Genomic DNA, 18,097 nt, shown 5'->3' with positions numbered 1-18,097 from the left:
CCGTTACACTTTAATGATATGTAACGTCACCAAGGCGAAATGTTACGCAGATGTGTTACGAAAGAAACATTAATGATAACAAAGGAAAAGGTTATCATTATCATGCACAAATCATATCGTCATTAATTTAATGATATATAAGACTTTTCTGGTAGCACCCGGATAAACCCCACCCTAAATCGCTGGAAAAATCACCAAAAAAGCGATAAAAAAACAACACATGAATTTTTTTTAAGAATTTTCTTAGCAATCTGAAATTTAATTTCGTGACATGATAAACAGAATCAATGAGAGAGCGAGTGCGTGTCGATCGCTCAAGCCTGGATTGTCGGTCTTTATGCCAGGCCAAGGCCGCAGCAGGTTTGACTGACTTAAGCCAAACTTATGGATCATGCTGATTGATAAGCTAAGTCAGAAAATGTCATTGAGCCGTTTCGCTTTTGTTGATAGAACATTCTTAATTAGTACATTTTGTTTTTTTTGCCTTTTGGCTTTTAGGCTTTTACTCATTATTACCGCGGTAAAACGGATTTAAGTGGGGGTGCGATATGCCAACGATCATCATGGACTCATGCAGCTATACGCGGCTGGGTCTTACCGACTACCTGACGACGCATGGAGTCAAGAAACGTCATATAAACGCTATTACGGACATAGCCAGCCTGCATGAAAAATGCAGCCGGCTGAAACCCAGCCTGGTGTTTATTAACGAAGACTGTTTCATCCATGAAGCCAACGCCACAGAACGAATAAAGCGGGTGATTTCTCTTAACCCCGATACGTTATTCTTCATCTTTATGGCCATTACCAACGTACATTTTGACGATTATTTATATGTTCGTAAAAATGTCATCATTTCGTCAAAATCGATCAAGCCAGAGACCATGAATCAGCTGCTGGGTCACTATCTTGAACGCAAGGCACCACGGGCAGAGAAGGTCAACCTCGACCAGACGCCGGTTACCCTTAGCCAAACGGAATCAAATATGTTGCGTATGTGGATGTCCGGACAGGGGACCATCCAGATATCCGACCAGATGCAAATTAAAGCAAAAACGGTGTCATCCCATAAAGGAAATATCAAAAGGAAGATAAAAACGCACAACAAGCAGATTATTTATCACGTTGTTCGTTTAACTGACACGCTGACCAGTGGAATATTTGTAAATAGCCGCTAACATGCGGATAAATATCATGGTCATCCACATCCGGCGGAGTTATTAGCCGCCTCTAGCGCGACGGGCCCTATTTATCCCGCGCCAATCAGTTTATCCGCTGCAACATAAATGATGCAGCGGATAAACGGTGCCTGACGTTAAACCACCGTTATCGGATAAACCAGCGGGAATATGCGGTTAAGCGCAGTGATGGTCACGGGTTAACATTATTACCCGGAAAAATCATTTACCCCCCCCTGCAACTGGCTACGCCTGCCGAGAGATTATTGATTCGCTGCGCTACGCGGTTCAACAAAGGTACCGTCACGGCTGTCAATCTCGTTAAAGAACCAGACGCCGGTCGGATACTCCTCCAGCGCCACCAGATACATGGTGCCTTCATTAAACGCTTCTACCGCCAGGATAACCCCTTCACGCCGTGGCCCGCCGTCGGTTTTAACCGTCACCAAATCGTTTACTTTCATCGTTGACCTCATCATGTGTTTCTCTAGTCAGTGTATTACACAACGTGACAACAAACACGGTGCGACGCCTCTCCCACTGCGGCCAACGGCCACAGCCCCCAATCGCCGGCACTTTTTCGCTTCCTTAACGTTTTGCCCGCAGAATCCTGCACACCTAACGGTTAGTCTATTCACAGATGGTCCCCCCCAGAGGAACATCTGCAAATGAAGTAACAAGGAACTTTCGCCCGCAGACATGCGGGCTTTTTTTTGCTTTTGCCAAATTACAGGCACAAAAAAACCCGCCTTGGCGGGTTTTTATCAATCAGCAAAAAGCCGATTAGATAGCGGTAACGTTAGCCGCTGATGGACCTTTAGCGCCGTTCTCGATAGAGAACTGAACGTTCTGGCCTTCAGCCAGGGTCTTGAAGCCTTGATCCTGGATAGCAGAGAAGTGTACGAACACGTCTTTGCTGCCGTCAGCAGGAGTGATGAAACCAAAACCTTTAGACTCGTTGAACCACTTCACTTGACCTTTGATCATGTTAGACATGTCTATTTCCTTCAATATTAAATGTAAGCCACCATGGGCATGTTATAGCCGGTCATCAGTTACTTATGGAGGCACTAGAAAGGAAATTCGTCATAGAAGGGTTATCAGGGATAACGCTTTAAATTTGAACTACTTTACTCAAAATGTCGTGCATAAATAGGTCTGTACCACAGGCCGGGAATCATTAACTCATGACGGGCGATCAATAGCAACTGTTTTCGTCGCTAAAAACGCTAAATGGGGATAAACGCTCACGTTTCAGCCCTGCGCGCCGCTTTTATCACCGATGTGCCGATATTTCACTCTCCGCCCGCACCGCCATTTGCCAGCGTGTATCATCTCAGACAGGAGAGCCGACAGCGGCTTTAGGAGTTCGCCTATATTCCCTGCCGCTCGGCGTTCTTACAATTCCTGCCAGTTCACCACTCCTCCTGGTGCTGGACTCTACAAGCTGTGTTGCATATTTAGGCGCCTTTATCGGCGCTTTTTTTATCGCTGCAGATCGCACCATAGCCAACGCAACGGCAGTTACAGAATGCTCTCATTGCGATGGGATGTGATAACTGTCACAACTATGCCGCTCAAACCCGTCCTAACGGAGGTACTCCCATGGCGAGCACTTATTTATTGGTTTTGGCCATACTGGCTGCCGTTTCTGGATATGCGCTGTATAAGCACTTCAAATCCGTCAAAAAAAGCAAGCTGATTCGTCCGGACGTCTGATCGCGTCCACCGGTGCCGGGGGCTTCCCCGGCTATCTGCGTTGCCCTTTTCGCCTTCACTGTCACTTTTCTATCACAAAAATGTCACAATATGGCCATATGATGGTCGGCGGTTATCCTCACTGGCTTACACCAAGGATTTCGCCCATGACAACCATTAAAGCGGTAAATCACCAGGAAGCGGAAAGGCTAATCCGCGCAGGGACAGCAAAAAAAATAGAATTAGCCTATGACATCGGTAGCGACGACTTTTTTAAACTCGCCAGCTTATGGTGTGATAAAGGGGCAAAAATCTCCAAAGGCAAAGAACACTTTATCGTCTCTCTGAAAGGTTTTCGCATTCCCCCGAACGACTAATCCCCGTGCCGCCCTTTGCGGCGGCTCCTCTTTACGCCCTTTGTCCGCTGGCGTCTTATTCTGTCTGTCTCACCAAACCTGCACCGATCGCCCTGGCATGCGTATGTGACCGTTCCACTCTCTGTTGCATCACCAAACCTGCACCTATCGCCCTGGCATGCGTATGTAACCGTTTCGCTCTCTGTTGCATCACCAAACCTGCACCGATCGCCCTTTCAGTCATATGCGCGCTTTGCAATTTCTGTAGCATAACCAATGGGATTTATACGGTCGCTTACCTACACTGGTAGAGATGATCGAGCATTTGATGAGGAGAAGCGCATGCCCGCAATGACACTACCGAAGCACATGAAAGCAATTGAAATTGCACAGCCCGGCGAGCCGGAGGTGCTGGTGGTAACGCAACGACCGCTGCCGGAACTGGCGCAGGGCGAAATTCTGGTCAAGGTCGCGGCAGCCGGGGTAAATCGCCCGGACGTATTGCAGCGTCGAGGTCAATACGCACCGCCTCCGGGTGCATCGGATATTCCGGGGCTGGAAATTGCCGGCGAAGTGGTCGCCGTCGGTGCCGGGGTGCAGCATTACGCCATTGGTGACCGCGTTTGCGCGCTGATCGCCGGCGGTGGTTATGCCGAATACTGCAAGGTACACGAAAGCAATGCCCTGCCGGTCCCCAAGGGTTTCAGCCTGGTAGAGGCCGCCGCCATACCGGAAACGTTCTTCACCGTGTGGGTTAACGTATTCCAGCGCGGCCATCTGAAAGCCGGCGAAACGGTGCTGATCCACGGCGGCACCTCCGGTATCGGCACCGTTGCCACCCTGCTGGCCAAGGCATTCTGCGCACGGGTCATCACCACCGTCGGTTCCGAGGAAAAACGTCAAGCCAGCCTGGCGCTCGGTGCAGACGTTGCAATCAACTACCGTACGGAAGATTTTGTCGAACAAACCCTGCAGGCCACTAATGGCAAAGGCGCCGAGGTGATTGTCGACCTGATTGCCGGTGATTACCTGGCCAAAAACTATCAGGCCGCCGCCATGGATGGGCGCATCGTGCAGATCGGCACGCAGAACGGCGTGGTGAAGGAATTGAATTTGATGCCGATGTTGATCAAGCGCCTGACGCATACCGGCTCGACGCTACGCGCGCGCAGCGTCGAAGATAAAGCGCAGATCGCCGCCGATTTGCAGCAGAAGGTCTGGCCGTTGCTGGAGCGCGGAGCGCTCAAGCCACAAATATTCAAAACCTTCCCGCTGGAACAGGCGGCCGCTGCGCACGCGCTGATGGAGTCCAGCGCACACATCGGCAAAATCATGCTGACGCAATAAATCTGCCTTGCCCCGCCGCAACGGCGGGGTTTAGCCGCTAGGCGGCCGGCGCATGCACGTCGTCCGGATCGCTGTCGGTGCTGGCCAGCTTTTCTTGCGCCAGCGCCTCATCCTGACCGTCTTTTTCCAGACTTTCCTGCTGCGCGCCCTGCTTCGGCGCATACACCAGTTCCGCCATGATCGGGAAGTGGTCAGAGCCGATATCCGGCAAACGCCGCAGGCTGCCCAAAATAAAGTCATCGCTGTGAAACACGTGATCCAGCGGCCAGCGCAGGAACGGATAGCCTGAATGGAAGGTACTGAACATCCCGCGACCGCGGCGCGGATCCAGCAGGCCGCTGACCTTCAGAAACAGCCGGGTGGTGGTCGACCATGCCACGTCATTCAAGTCACCGGTCACGATCACCGGCAGCTTGGCATCTACCACGCTTTTACCGACCAACACCAGTTCAGCGTCACGATCTTCCGATTCGTCATTTTCCGTCGGGCTCGGCGGCATCGGGTGCACGCAATGCAAGCGCACTGCCGGGCCATCAGGCAGTTGTACCAGCATGTGCATCGATGGGATCTCTTTGTCCACCAGATACTGGATTTCGGCATCGCTGAGCGGCAGACGAGAATAAACGTGCATGCCGTACAGATTGTCCTGCGGGCAGGCCAGTCGGTACGGGTAATCCCGTTCCAGCGGTGCCAGCTGCGTTTCCCACCAGGCGTCGGTTTCCACTGCCACCAGCACGTCGGGACGCTCCGCTGCCACCAATGCCAGCAGTTTGTCCGCATGGCGGTTTGGCGTCAGCACGTTGGACACCAGGATCCGCAGGCGCGGCTTGGACTGATAGCCGGTATAATCCAGCACTTGCGGCTTACTCAGCGCGGTGTAGGGGTAAATCCACACGGCCTGGTAAATCACGCAGGCGAGGTTAACCGCCATCAGCGTCCACACCAACGGTGACGACAAGGGCAAGAACAGCAGATTGGCCAGCAGCACCAGTAACGACAGCGCCAGTATCTGCAAGCGCGGAAAATCCCATACCCGAATCCACCAGGCAGGGTGCTTTGACATCGGCGCAACGGTTACCAGCGCCAATAATAGCGTCAGTGTGGCGGTAATCCCTATCACATAACGGTCCTCATGGATGGTTCGGCGCAGAGCCAGTCCCCCCTGCTCTGGCCGCCGCATAACGTAGCGGCAGCCAAAGATTGCCATAAAACCCGCCCTGGCTGCCAGCAACCGTTATGGAATTATCTTACGGCGCCGAAATTCATCGAACAACGCAAAGAACATGCTGTCGGTTGCAACAAATTGATGAAACCCCAAACGCCGTGCCTTGCTGCCATCGGCGAACATGTCGTAGTCCCAGGAAAACACGAAATCGACAAACGGCCAACTCGCCACCTGCCGATAATCCGTCTCGGCCAACTGATGCTGAAGCGCCATATCGCCCCACAACGTTGCCTTGTCCGCCATCATCTGCGTTAACGGCATCGGCAGTGGCGGCGCGACCGGCAGCGCAAAATAGTCGGCAATTTTCGGCCACATTTCGCTCCAGCGGAACAGATCGCCGTTATTGATATTGAACGCCTGGTTCGCCGCCTGCGGTTCGGTGGCCGCCCACAGCGTCGCGTTGGCCAGCAATCCGGCGTCGGTCATTTCCAACAGGCTATGATAGGCGCCCGGCTTGCCGGGAAAACGTAGCGGCAGGTTCAGCGCTTTGCTGATCGAGGCATACACCGCAATCGACAGCGCCAGATTCATCGGATTACCCAGGGAAAAACCGCCCACAACGCTCGGGCGAATCGCCGACCACTGCCAACGTTTGCCCTGCTGTCGCTGCTGCAGATAATACTGTTGATCAAGATTAAACTCCGGCGGCATGTGGCCGGCATCGCTTTCCCGCGCCGGGGTTTTAAACGGCCCCAGATGCGCGCCGTATACCTTGTAGCCCTGCATCAGGCTGATGTGCTGCAAGCCTGTGGCGCCAGGCTCTACTGCCTCCACCACGTTCTGCAACATGGCCAGATTCGGCGCCACCAGGCTGGCCCAATCCGGCGCGTCCTGGTAAGCGGCATAAAAGATATGCGTCACCTGCGTCAACGGCTGCAAGGCCTGGCGCGTCGCCTGCGCATCCAGTAAATCCACCGCCAGATAGCGCACGCCGGGACGCGCCTGTCCACCGCGACGCGAAACGCCGATCACCTGCCAGCGCTGCTGTGCCAAGTGTTCAATCAATTTGGCGCCGATAACGCCATTGGCGCCTATTACTAATGCCAGCCGTTGGTTTTGCATATTGCTTCTCCGCCATCAAAGTGAAGCCTCAGCATGATTGATGCAGAAATGTTGCGGTAGAGGGGGAAAGGCACTAACACTTATAAGAAAATACTATTAATGGAAATCAGATGGACAAACTGAACGCCATGTACACCTTTGTGCGGGTGGTAGAACTCGGCAGCCTGTCAGCGGCGGCACGCAGCCTGCAACTGTCGCAACCGGCGGTCAGCCAGCAGATCGTCAGCCTGGAGCAGCAGCTCGGCACGCTACTGCTGTTTCGGACCACCCGCAGCGTCACTGCGACCGAGGCCGGCCAGCGTTATTATCAACAGATAAAGCCGATTCTGGCTGCGGTAGTTGAGGTCGAAGACGCGCTGCACGGCCTGAGCCAACGGCTGCAGGGCAATCTGCGCGTGCATGCGCCAAGCGGTTTTGGTCAGGCGCATATCGCGCCATTGGCGGTGGCGTTTCAACAGCTGCATCCCGAATTGCGCATTGAACTGCTGCTGGATGACCGGCTGGCAGACGTCAGCGCTGAGGGCATCGACGTTGCAATCCGCTTTGGCGAGCTGCATGCACCGGGTACGGTGGCGCGCCGTTTGGGCTCCATGCAGCGTATGCTGGTTGCCGCGCCGTGTTATCTCGCCACGCAGGGTACGCCGCAATCGCCACAGGAACTCAGCCAGCATCCGCACGTTCGATTCAGTGGGGCGGCCATTGACGACACGCTGACGTTGATCGGTCCGCAGGGTGCGACGCTGATCCCGCTGCGCCCGGTATTCCGCGCCAATAACTCGTTTGCCTTGCTGGCCGCCCTCGAAGGTGGACTGGGCATCGGCGGCGCGCAACGGCCGCTGATTGGTCGGCAACTGGCGCAGGGTAGCCTGGTGCGAGTACTGGAGGAGTATCATTATCCGCCGATGGCGCTGCACGCGGTCTACCCGGCGGCACGTTTTATTCCGGCCAAAGTGCGTGCCTGGGTGGATTATCTGGCACGATCGCTGGAGAGTGTCGACGGGATGGAGGTCGGTAATGCCTCCGGCGAGAAACCGGAGGCATAAGGCTTAGCTGAACAGTTTGCCTACGTAATTGGCCAGTTCGTCCTGCTTGACTTCACCGTTTGGCGAAGCTTTGTCGGTCAGCGCCGGCAGCAGTTGCGCAAGGGTATCGGAAGCCTGGGTCTGATCAACCCCCAGCTTCTCCGCCAGTTGCGCGATCGCATCGCTGCCCAACGCCTGCTGCACGTGATCGCCACTGATCGACTGGTTGTCACCGTTGCCGAGCCACGAACCGACAATGTCGCCCAGTTGTCCCTGTTGCAGTTTAGTCACGATCGCCTGCAGACCGCCCTGTTGCTCGACCCATTGCAGAATGGCGGCGATATCGATGCCGCCCTTACCGCCATTACCCAGCGCGCCGCCAAGAACATTGCCCAGCACGCCGCCTAATGCGCCATCTAATAACCCCATGGTATTCCCCTTTTCCGATCGTCGATGCTCAGCGCACGATCGTCACCTGTGTTTAAACGAAAAAGGGCCGCCGCGGCGACCCTCGTTGATCAGCCCCTGATTAGCTTCTGATCTTTCTGTAGACAAAAAGCACCACCAAGGCACCGATTACAGCCACAACGAAGCTGCCCAGGTTAAAGCCATCGACGCGTCCCATACCGAACAGGGTACTGATCCAACCGCCGACAACCGCACCAATAACCCCGAGGATGACGGTCATGATAAAGCCGCCACCGTCCTTGCCCGGCATGATCCACTTAGCCAGGATACCGGCGATTAAACCAAAAATGATCCAGGAAATGATGCCCATTTGTACTCTCCCTATTTACTTTTTGCCTAAAAGAAAACCTATCACCAAGCCGACAACGGCTCCGGCGCCAACCCCAGCCCACGGGTTGTCCTTAATATAACTACAGGACTGATCGGCAGCATCCTTCAGGCTGGCGCGCACTTCACACGCGCTACCCCTGGCGCTGTCGCGTACAGAGTCTACCCGATCTTTTACGTCATTTTTAGCAAACATTTCAGTTCCTTATATTACGCAGTCTGAAAAGTTCAGGTTAAGCCTTACCGGTTTATCTGCGCTAAAACGCATTTGCACTCTATTACTATAGTCAAAAATCAGCGGTTTACCCATGCCAACCGGCTGATTTTCACCGCATTGAACCCCGGGGAAGATCGCGGCGACCAGCGTGGGCATAACAGGAAAGAATCGCGAGCAAAGGGTGGATTATAGTATGAGTCAACAAATCCCCTATGGAGATAATTTTACCTAACATCATGAAAATAAACATAAATGCGCTTAAGCCCTACTTTTGAGCGCCCGCTGATGCACCCACGTTCCCGGCTGCTTTGGATCGGCCCCGGCATGCTTTACCTGCTGGCATGACGCCCTTTCCCCTATTTATCGCCTTGATCCTGGGATGGGCTGGATTGCCCTGCACTTTCATGCGCCGCCGGGTAAGCATCGCGCGACGCAATGTCTCGCGATGCTTGCGCGAGATGTCCGCAGCCGAGCGCGAAACGCCGCTATATTGACGGCCATCAGCCTTCACAAAACGGTGTGATCAAACCGCTGAACCAGTCGGCAAAGGCGCTAAAACGCGCCGTACGCTGGCGGCGATGCGGGTACAACAACGAAATGCGCATCGCCGGCGCGCGCGCCTGCGGCAGCACTTCCACCAGGCTACCGTCATCCAGGAAATGCTGAATATCAAAACGCGGGATCTGGATCAGCCCCATGCCGACCAGACAACTGCCAATGTAATTTTCCACATTGTTGACCGTGACCTTGCTGCGCAGAGTATGTTCAACGGTTTCACCATTGTGCCGCCACTGCCAGCAATTGGCCGACAGCAGGCTCGGTTGCGCATACCCCACCACCCAATGATCTGCCAGTTGGCGGTTATCCTGCGGCGTGCCGTGCCGTTGCAAATACGTCGGGCTGGCGCAGTTGACCATGCTCAACTGCCCTAGCGTGTGGCTTATCAGGCTGCTGTCGCTCAGACTGCCGACGCGCACCACGCAATCCATGCCTTCCTGCACCAGATCGATCGTCCGATCGCTGGAGCTGAGAAACAGTTCAATATCAGGATACTGCAAGAAGAAATCCGGCAGCGCCGGCACGATGATACGCCGCGCAATGCGGCTGGGTACGTCCACCGCCAGCCGCCCACCGATCGGCGAGCCCGCCGGCTGGAACAGATTGTCCAGCGCCGCCACGTCGTCAAGCAAACTGCGGGCGTGTTCCAATAAGCGCTCTCCGTCGCCGGTCAGTTGCACCCGACGCGTCGTGCGGTGGAACAGCCGCGCCCCCATTTCGTTTTCCAACTGTTGAATGGCGGCGGAAACCGTGGTTTTCGGCATCAACAACAGCTCCGATGCGCGAACAAAACTGCCAACATCGGCCACTTGAATAAATACCCGCAATCTCCCTATCTTATCCACCGCTGCCTCATGCTGATAAAAGCGCTGCGGTCGAACGCCGCAGCGGGTAGAACGATTACCGGGTAGTATAGCCGCCATTGGCAAACAGCGTCTGGCCGGTGATCCACCAACCATCGGTGACCAGGAACTTGACGATCGGCGCAATGTCTTCGATATCGGTCAGGCCGGTTTTCGAGAATTTGCTCAGCGCGGCGGCGCTGCTGTGATAAGCCACCGCCTCTTTACTTTCCTGCCCATAGAAGAACGGCGTATCCATCGGCCCTGGCCCGATGGCGTTCACGCTGATGCCACGTTCGCCAAACTCTTTCGACGCCGCACGGGTAAAGTGCTCTACCGGCGCCTTACTGCCTGGGTACACCGCATAGAACGGCGTGTAGGCGGCCAACAGGGAACTGACGATGGTCACAATGCGGCCATTGTCCGCCAAATGCTTGCCCGCCTGCTGGATAAAGAAGAACGCCGCCTTGGCATTGACGTCAAAGCTGCTGTCATAATCCGCTTCGGTCACCTCGGCAATCGGCTTTTTAATCACCAAACCTGCAGTATTGATGGCAATATCCACTTTGCCAAACGCCTGTACCGCTTCGCTAAACAGGCGTGCCACGTTGTCCGGTTTGGACAAATCGCCCTGCACGGTAATCGCCTTGGCTCCCGCAGCCTGTACCGCCGCCAGCGTCTCTTCTGCCGCAGCCCGGCTGGTGTCGCTGTTATAGTGCACCACCACCGCCGCGGCGCCGTTTTGCGCCAGATCTCGTGCCACCAGGCCGCCGAGGTTCTTCGCACCACCAGCGATTAATACCACTTTTCCGCTTAAAGATTGATTACCCATTGCAATAACTCCTTTTGTGAAGGTGTTGTCAGTATAGGAACAGTTATCGAACAGATAATCTGCGCGAAACGGGATGCACTCTCCCATTTTTTCGTTCAATGAGAATAAATAGCGCTAGCGTGAGCGCTCGCCCGGTAATCACGCTGAACCGGACTACACTGATAGGTTACCTGCGGTGACTATCGCCGCCGGAAACTATTGTGCCAGTCCCTGATACAGCGGGGGTGGCAAGCCACTAGCGAGGTCAACGTCATGCAGATTCAACCTTATCTTTTTTTTGATGGCTGTTGCCAACAGGCGGTTGATTTTTATGTCCAGCAGTTGGGTGCGGAAGTGGAAATGACAATGCGTTACAAAGATATGCCCGAAGAGGCCAAACAACAGGGCGGAGCGGAAATGGATCCGGAATCCATCATGCATACCTGCCTGCGCATCGGCGACAGCCGACTGATGGCCTCGGACGGCTGCCCGCAAGAAGGCGACGCTGCGGTGACGCACAAGGGCTATTCCCTGTCGCTGAACCCGGACGATGTCGAGCAGGGCCGCGAACTGTTCCACAAGCTGGCGCAGGACGGTAATATTACCATGCCATACCAACCCACGTTCTGGGCCAAGGGATTCGGCATGTTGACCGACAAGTTTGGCGTAAACTGGATGGTCAACGTCGAATAACGGCAAACAGTGCCGCGTAGCGCCGTGGCACTGCTTCCAATGGCCCTGGGGCGATAATATTTCCCGGCTGGCGGCGCTCGGCACGGCAAAATCGTTTAACTGCGTTTAAGATTGTTGTTATCCGCCAGCTATTTTGCGCTATGCACAAGGATGACATGATACCAACGCCGCAATCACCGACGCCGGAGCGGAACAAAAACTCACCGCTATTATTGCAAGCCGCCGTTTTCGTTATTATCGTCGCCGTTACGCTGATCGTGCTTAACACCTGGCAAATATGGCATGCGCGGCAGATAGATCTGAAAACGGCAGAAAATACCTCTTCCAACCTGGCGCGTTCCCTGGCACAACATGCCGATGACACCTTCAAGCAGGTGGATAACAATCTGCTTGAGTTGACCGAACGTCTCGACCATGACGGGCGCGGTCCAGCCCAGCGGTCACGGCTGCACAAGGTGATGCAGGCACAGGTGGAAAACGCCCCGCAGTTGCACGGCAGCTTTATCTATGATGCGCAGGGACGCTGGATCGCCACTTCGTTTGGCAATGTCCCGACCCTGGCCAATAACAGCGATCGCGCCTACTTCCAATACCATCAAACCCATGATGACGACCAACCCTATATTGGCCAGGTGATTCGTAGCCGTACCACCGGTGATTTGGTGATCCCGATTTCGCGCCGACTGAAAAACCCCGACGGCAGTTTTGGCGGCGTGGTATTGGCAACCTTGTACGTCGACTACTTCCGCCAGTTTTATGACGACTTCGCGCTGGATAACGACGCATCGCTCAGTCTGCTGCTGGCGGACGGCACCATTCTGTATCGCCGCCCTTATTCCCCGAGCTCGATCGGCAAGAATATTTCCCATGGCATTTTGTTCAGCAGGATCCTGCCGCATTCGACCTTTGGCAACGCCACCCTGACCTCGCGTTACGACAAGGTGGAACGCATTTACGGTTATTCCCGCGTCGAGCGTTATCCGCTGGTGATCGCCGCCGGGCTGTCGCGAAACGATGCGTTGGCAGGCTGGCGCAGCGATACCACGCTGTTTGTGTTGGGCGGCCTGGTGCTGTTAGGAATTCTACTGGTGCTGGGCCTGGTGTTGATTCGCCAGATCAATCATAGCGTGCAAACCGAAGCCGAACTGGTGCGTACCCGTGACCAGCTCACCCTGATGAATCAGACGCTGGAAGAGATGGCGCTATTGGACAGTCTGACCGGGCTGGCCAACCGACGGCAGTTTGATATGGCATTGAAAAGCGAAATTACCCGTTCGGCGCGTAATGCGCGCAGCGTGGCGCTATTGATGCTGGATATTGATTACTTCAAGCAGTACAACGACATCTATGGCCACGTGGCCGGCGACCGTTGCCTACAGCAGCTGGGGCAACTGCTGCAAAACCTGTCCACGCGCACCGGCGATGTCATAGCGCGTTATGGTGGGGAAGAGCTGGCGATTATCCTGCCAGATACCGACAACGCTGGCGCGTTAGCCGTTGCCGAACGCCTGCTGACGCAGGTGCGGCAATTACACATCCCCCACTCGGGCAGCCCATTGGGGATGATCACCGTCAGCATCGGCCTGTGCGCCAAAGTGCCGCAAAGATACGGCGACACGCCCATCAGTCTGGTCAATCAGGCCGATGGCGCGTTGTACGAAGCAAAAGAGAACGGCAAAAACCGGGTATGCAGCGGCTGAAAAGAGACGGCATCGCCACTAGCTGGCATCGGTTAACACCGTTTCCCCTTGCCGTTGCGCCAAACGGTAGTGCGTCACCTCACTGTGCCGGGCAATCATCGCCGCCAGCGCCGGCGAATGGCTGGTAACCCAAAGCTGACTGTAGCGGCTGGCTTCGGCAATCAACTGCGCCAGCGCGGGCAGTAAATCCGGATGCAGACTGTTTTCCGGCTCATTCAGGGCAATGAAAGCCGGCGGACGCGGGCTCAACAGTGCAACCGCCAGGCACAGAAAGCGCAGCGTGCCGTCGGACAACTCCGCCACATCCAGCGCGCGCAAGATGCCCTCTCGATAGGTCAGCAGATGGAACAGCCCCTGCGGTGCCTCGACGTCGAACACCGTGTCCGGGAACGCCTGCATCAGAATCTCTTTCAGCAGCGCCCCATTACCGATTTCACGGATGGTCTGGAAGGCCGCCACCATATTGCTGCCGTCGTGCGCCAATACCGGTGAGCGGATGCCGACCTGCGGTGCGCGCAGAGGCGAGCCTGGCCAGACGGCGAATTCATGATAAAAACGCCATTGCAGCAGGTTTTCACGCACCTGCGAGACTTCCGGATAAAGATGCGGCTCCGCCAATTGCCCAAACACCGATTCTTCGGCATGCAGACTGACGGGATAACTGATGCGCTCACCGTCGATATTGGTCAGGAACGCGGTCTGGTTGCGGCGTTCCAAAATGCGCGTCGAGGCGCGCCGCCCGTGGCCGCTCAGCCATAACGATTCCTGCTTGACCAGCGGATCGAGGGTAAACAGACTGCTGCTCGGTTCCGGGAAGCCCAGTTGCAGTTCATAGTCGAAGTCATCCATCGTCGCCGACAGCACCATGCGTCGGGCGTCGCCGCGCCGCTCGCCCGGCCGCAGCCCACCGGCCCACATCGCCTTGGGAATGCCTCCCTCCTCGGCCAGCGCCGTCGACAACCTGCCGGCGGCAGCCTGATGGATCAAGCGCACCGCCTTGTACAGGTTGGACTTGCCGCAGCCGTTCGGGCCGCTGATCACGTTCAGCCTGCCAAGATCGAGCTGCATATCGCGAATCGAGCGAAAGCCCTTGAGATTTAACCGTTGGATAGTCATAGACAGATTAGCAATGAGGACCATGGCGCAGTGTAACATGGCACGGCGTCAGGCAATGCCGCGGGCTTGCGCCAGGCGGCAAAAGCCGACAGCCTGGCGCTCGACGCAGCAATAGGCGTGGCGCCCTCAGAGCGCGCACGGCCTTACTGCCCGGCAGCAATATCTCCCTGCTGGCGAACCACCAGCGTCAGAATACTGTACAGCGCCACCGCCTGCTGGTGCTGGTTCAGCACCTGAACATCCCATACCACCACGCCGTGCGGGCGATCTTCGGCGCTTTTTTGCGGTTTGCGGATCTTCTTCTTGCAGGTCAGCCGAACCTGCAAGGTATCCCCGATTTTCACCGGCTCGATAAAACGCAGGTTTTCCATGCCGTAGTTGGCGATCACCGGCCCGACGCCTGCATCAACAAACAGCCCGGCGGCGGCAGACACCACAAAGTAACCGTGCGCCACCCGCTCGCCGAACAGCGATTCCGCGGCGCCAATCTTGTCCATATGCGCATAGAAATGATCGCCGCTCAGGCAGGCGAAATTGACGATATCGGCTTCGGTCACCGTACGCCGCGCGGTCAGCAGGCTCTCGCCAATCTGCAGCTGTTCAAAGTATTTACGGAACGGGTGAATCGGTTGCTCAACCACCTCGGCGCCGCGCACCCACTCATTGCCAATCGCCGCCAGCATCGTCGGGCTGCCCTGGATCGCGCTGCGTTGCATGTAATGCTTGACCGCCCGCAGGCCACCCAGCTCCTCCCCGCCGCCGGCACGCCCCGGCCCGCCATGCAGCAACATTGGCAACGGCGAGCCGTGGCCGGTGGATTCCGTCGCCGACGCGCTGTCGAGCACCAATAGGCGACCATGCGCGCAGGCCGCCGCCCGGACGAATCGCCTGGCCAGTGACGGATCGGCGGTGACCAGCGAACCGGCCAAACTGCCGCGCCCCAGCAGCGCCAAATCAATCGCCTGTTCGCTGGTCTGATACGGCATCAAGGTGGCCACCGGGCCGAACGCCTCGGTTTCATGCACCGCCGTATGGCTGAACGGTTCGGCGCAGTACAGCAGGGTCGGCGGATAAAACGCCCCTTTGCCACCGCCATTGCCCAACGCTTCAACGCCCTGGAAGGTGCCGCCGCACAGCGGTTCGCAGCCATTATGCAGCAGCAGATCCACTTTTTGCTGGACGTCATCGCGCTGTGCCAGATCGATCAACGCCCCCATGCGCACCTGCTCCAGCCGCGGATCGCCCACCGTCACGCGCGTCAGACGCTGCAACAAAGCCTGCTGCACCGCCGCAACCTGGCAGGCCGGCACCATAATGCGCCGAATTGCAGTACATTTTTGCCCCGCCTTGCTGGTGATTTCACGGCACACTTCTTTAATGAACAAGCCGAACTCCGGCATCTCCGGCGTGACGTCCTCCCCCAGCACACAACAGTTGAGCGAGTCCGCCTCCATGGTGAAGGCAATGGATTTCTCCAGCAAACGCGGATGCGAACGCAGCCGTTGGCCGGTTTGCGCCGAGCCGGTAAAGGTAACCACGTCCTGATAGTCCAGATGGGCAAACATGTCACCAATGCCACCGCAAATCAGCTGTAAGGCGCCTTCCGGCAACAGGCCGCTGTCAATCATCAGCTTGACCATCGCCTGCGTCACCTGCGCGCTGGCGGTCGCGGGTTTGATAATGGCTGGCATACCGGCCAGCCAGGTTGGCGCCAATTTTTCCAGCATGCCCCAACAGGGGAAATTGAACGCGTTAATGTGCAGTGCAACGCCAGGACGCGACGTGAGCACATGGCGCGCGGCAAACTGCCCCTGTTTCGACAGCGGGATCGGTTCATCCTCCGGCCACAAGGTATCGTCAGGCAGTTCGCGGCCAGCCAGCCCGGCGTATGAAAACAGCGTGGCGATGCCGCCTTCGATGTCGACCCAGCTGTCGTTGCGCGTCGCTCCGGTCTGATAAGCGATGTCATACAGCGTTTCTTTATGGGCCAACAGATGCTTTGCCAGCGCTTTCATCATTTGCGCGCGCTGCTGGAAGGTCATGCGCGCCAGCGCCGTCCCGCCTTTTTGGCGCGCATAGTCCAGACTGTCAGCCAGCGGTAAGCCGTCCGAGCACACCTGATACAAGGGTTCGCCGGTCACGGCATCAGCGATCTGGCGCGTTTTCCCCTGACCGAACAGCCACTGGCCGGTAAGGTAACTGGTTAACTGCTGCATCTGCCTCTCCTGAGTTCATAAAATCACAACAACAATGATAATTACGTATCATATATTTGCCAATCAACGCCAAGATTATATTTAACAAAAAACAAACAAAGCCAGCGTAACGCTTCAATTACAGCGGTCGCGCTTTTAAATTACCTTATTTAATTTGATTGAAAACAATAAGATAACAATTAACCTTGTGATGGGTATCGCAAAACCATAATAATCCCGTTTGATCTTTTTGTTATCGGATTGTAGCTTTACGGTTACTTTAAATGATTCATATTTTTATCATCATATAAAATTAACGAACCATATTGAGGTTTGGCATGGCAACAAAAGCCCAACATGAAGCGCTGTTCGACGACAAGATCGCGGCAGATATTTCCATCGAAGCGAAAGACTGGATGCCAGATGCCTACCGCCAGAACCTGATCCGCCAGATAGGCCAACACGCCCACTCGGAAGTTATCGGCATGCTGCCGGAAGCCAACTGGCTGACGCGCGCCCCCACCCTGCGCCGTAAAGCGGTGCTGCTGGCAAAGGTGCAAGATGAGGCCGGTCATGGACTGTACCTGTACAGCGCGGCTGAAACCCTCGGCTGTTCACGCCAGGATATCTACCAGAAGATGCTGGATGGCAAGATGAAATATTCGTCGATTTTCAATTACCCCACCCTCAACTGGGCTGACGTCGGCGTTATCGGCTGGCTGGTGGATGGCGCAGCCATCGTCAACCAGGTGGCGCTGTGCCGCGCCTCCTATGGCCCCTACGCCCGCGCAATGGTGAAGATTTGCAAAGAGGAAAGTTTTCACCAGCGGCAGGGTTACGAAGCGGTGATGGCGCTGGCCAACGGCAGCAGCGCGCAAAGGGCCATGCTGCAGGACGCCATCAACCGTTTCTGGTGGCCGGTACTGATGATGTTTGGCCCGAGCGATAGCGACTCGCCGCACAGTGCGCAAAGCATGGCCTGGAAGATTAAGCGCCACAGCAACGACGAGCTGCGCCAAAAATTTGTCGACAACACCGTGCCGCAACTGGAGGCATTGGGCATGAGCGCGCCGGATACCGATCTGCGCTGGGATGAAGCCACCGGCCATTATCGCTTTGGCGACATCGACTGGAACGAACTGTTTCAGGTGATCAAGGGTCAGGGCCAATGCAACCACGAACGCCTTGCAGCCAAACGTCACGCCTGGCAGCAAGGCGACTGGGTGCGCGAAGGCGCCATGGCCCACGCGGCAAAAGGCAATCAGGCAGCATGACGCCCCTG

General features: G+C 55.9%; 18 protein-coding genes. 7 read left to right on the top strand and 11 right to left on the bottom strand.

Translation table 11 applies throughout. The features are described from left to right. The first annotated feature begins 548 nt into the window (after window positions 1-548). A complete protein-coding gene (gene rcsA, locus ACCC84_RS08470) occupies window positions 549-1,178 on the top strand; it encodes a transcriptional regulator RcsA (protein WP_004961281.1) in 630 nt (209 codons plus the stop codon). A gap of 263 nt (window positions 1,179-1,441) precedes the next feature. Here the strand turns inward: rcsA and dsrB are convergent, their stop codons facing one another. Then, window positions 1,442-1,642, bottom strand: a complete 201-nt coding sequence (dsrB, locus tag ACCC84_RS08465; RefSeq protein ID WP_039991956.1) for a protein DsrB — start codon at window positions 1,640-1,642, stop codon at window positions 1,442-1,444. Between the two features lie 319 nt (window positions 1,643-1,961). Then, window positions 1,962-2,174 carry a transcription antiterminator/RNA stability regulator CspE gene (cspE, locus tag ACCC84_RS08460; RefSeq protein ID WP_004946278.1) on the bottom strand — a complete coding sequence of 71 codons (213 nt, stop codon included), beginning with the start codon at window positions 2,172-2,174 and terminating at the stop codon, window positions 1,962-1,964. A gap of 869 nt (window positions 2,175-3,043) precedes the next feature. On the opposite strand from cspE, the gene ACCC84_RS08455 reads away from it, so the two are divergent. Together ACCC84_RS08455 and ACCC84_RS08450 are read left to right on the top strand one after the other, a co-directional pair. Next, window positions 3,044-3,253 carry a hypothetical protein gene (locus ACCC84_RS08455; protein ID WP_004961277.1) on the top strand — a complete coding sequence of 70 codons (210 nt, stop codon included), beginning with the start codon at window positions 3,044-3,046 and terminating at the stop codon, window positions 3,251-3,253. 321 nt (window positions 3,254-3,574) lie between these two features. Beyond that, window positions 3,575-4,579: an NAD(P)H-quinone oxidoreductase gene (locus ACCC84_RS08450; RefSeq protein WP_198772953.1), complete on the top strand. Its 1,005-nt coding sequence runs from the start codon at window positions 3,575-3,577 to the stop codon at window positions 4,577-4,579. A 37-nt stretch (window positions 4,580-4,616) separates the two neighbouring features. Here ACCC84_RS08450 and ACCC84_RS08445 read toward each other — a convergent pair whose 3' ends face one another. After that, window positions 4,617-5,699, bottom strand: a complete 1,083-nt coding sequence (locus ACCC84_RS08445; RefSeq protein WP_039992676.1) for an endonuclease/exonuclease/phosphatase family protein — start codon at window positions 5,697-5,699, stop codon at window positions 4,617-4,619. 114 nt (window positions 5,700-5,813) lie between these two features. Then, window positions 5,814-6,866 (bottom strand): SDR family oxidoreductase, encoded by a 1,053-nt coding sequence (locus ACCC84_RS08440; RefSeq protein WP_371901741.1) that lies wholly within the window; start codon window positions 6,864-6,866, stop codon window positions 5,814-5,816. A 110-nt stretch (window positions 6,867-6,976) separates the two neighbouring features. On the opposite strand from ACCC84_RS08440, the gene ACCC84_RS08435 reads away from it, so the two are divergent. Beyond that, the gene (locus tag ACCC84_RS08435; RefSeq protein WP_371901740.1) at window positions 6,977-7,909 is read left to right on the top strand and encodes a LysR family transcriptional regulator; all 933 of its coding nucleotides are present in this window, start codon (window positions 6,977-6,979) and stop codon (window positions 7,907-7,909) included. 3 nt (window positions 7,910-7,912) lie between these two features. Here the strand turns inward: ACCC84_RS08435 and ACCC84_RS08430 are convergent, their stop codons facing one another. From ACCC84_RS08430 to ACCC84_RS08410, 5 genes are all read right to left on the bottom strand, one after another. Further along, a complete protein-coding gene (locus ACCC84_RS08430; RefSeq protein ID WP_004961265.1) occupies window positions 7,913-8,317 on the bottom strand; it encodes a YidB family protein in 405 nt (134 codons plus the stop codon). A gap of 100 nt (window positions 8,318-8,417) precedes the next feature. Then, entirely contained in the window at window positions 8,418-8,666 is a 249-nt protein-coding gene (locus tag ACCC84_RS08425) for a GlsB/YeaQ/YmgE family stress response membrane protein (protein WP_004961263.1), read from the bottom strand. Between the two features lie 15 nt (window positions 8,667-8,681). Continuing rightward, entirely contained in the window at window positions 8,682-8,879 is a 198-nt protein-coding gene (locus ACCC84_RS08420; protein ID WP_004961261.1) for a glycine zipper domain-containing protein, read from the bottom strand. 521 nt (window positions 8,880-9,400) lie between these two features. Continuing rightward, window positions 9,401-10,303, bottom strand: coding sequence for a LysR family transcriptional regulator (locus ACCC84_RS08415; protein ID WP_198773027.1), 903 nt, complete (start codon window positions 10,301-10,303; stop codon window positions 9,401-9,403). Between the two features lie 55 nt (window positions 10,304-10,358). Further along, on the bottom strand, window positions 10,359-11,132 hold the full coding sequence (locus ACCC84_RS08410; protein ID WP_004961256.1) for an SDR family oxidoreductase: 774 nt from the start codon (window positions 11,130-11,132) through the stop codon (window positions 10,359-10,361). Between the two features lie 252 nt (window positions 11,133-11,384). Between ACCC84_RS08410 and ACCC84_RS08405 the strand changes: the two genes are divergently transcribed. After that, entirely contained in the window at window positions 11,385-11,804 is a 420-nt protein-coding gene (locus ACCC84_RS08405) for a VOC family protein (RefSeq protein WP_039991942.1), read from the top strand. A 155-nt stretch (window positions 11,805-11,959) separates the two neighbouring features. Further along, complete coding sequence (locus ACCC84_RS08400; protein ID WP_050763118.1) at window positions 11,960-13,504, top strand: sensor domain-containing diguanylate cyclase; 1,545 nt, start codon at window positions 11,960-11,962, stop codon at window positions 13,502-13,504. A gap of 18 nt (window positions 13,505-13,522) precedes the next feature. Here the strand turns inward: ACCC84_RS08400 and ACCC84_RS08395 are convergent, their stop codons facing one another. After that, the gene (locus tag ACCC84_RS08395; RefSeq protein WP_039992673.1) at window positions 13,523-14,620 is read right to left on the bottom strand and encodes an AAA family ATPase; all 1,098 of its coding nucleotides are present in this window, start codon (window positions 14,618-14,620) and stop codon (window positions 13,523-13,525) included. A gap of 143 nt (window positions 14,621-14,763) precedes the next feature. Then, entirely contained in the window at window positions 14,764-16,836 is a 2,073-nt protein-coding gene (paaZ, locus tag ACCC84_RS08390; protein ID WP_198772957.1) for a phenylacetic acid degradation bifunctional protein PaaZ, read from the bottom strand. 317 nt (window positions 16,837-17,153) lie between these two features. On the opposite strand from paaZ, the gene paaA reads away from it, so the two are divergent. Next, window positions 17,154-18,089 (top strand): 1,2-phenylacetyl-CoA epoxidase subunit PaaA, encoded by a 936-nt coding sequence (gene paaA / locus ACCC84_RS08385; protein ID WP_198772958.1) that lies wholly within the window; start codon window positions 17,154-17,156, stop codon window positions 18,087-18,089. The last annotated feature ends 8 nt before the right edge of the window (window positions 18,090-18,097 follow it).

The organism is Serratia odorifera, from assembly GCF_041448735.1.
In the GTDB taxonomy this organism is placed as follows: Bacteria; Pseudomonadota; Gammaproteobacteria; order Enterobacterales; family Enterobacteriaceae; genus Serratia_F; species Serratia_F odorifera.
Note: the sequence above shows the minus strand (reverse complement) of the source record. Positions and strands in the feature narration are given on the sequence as shown.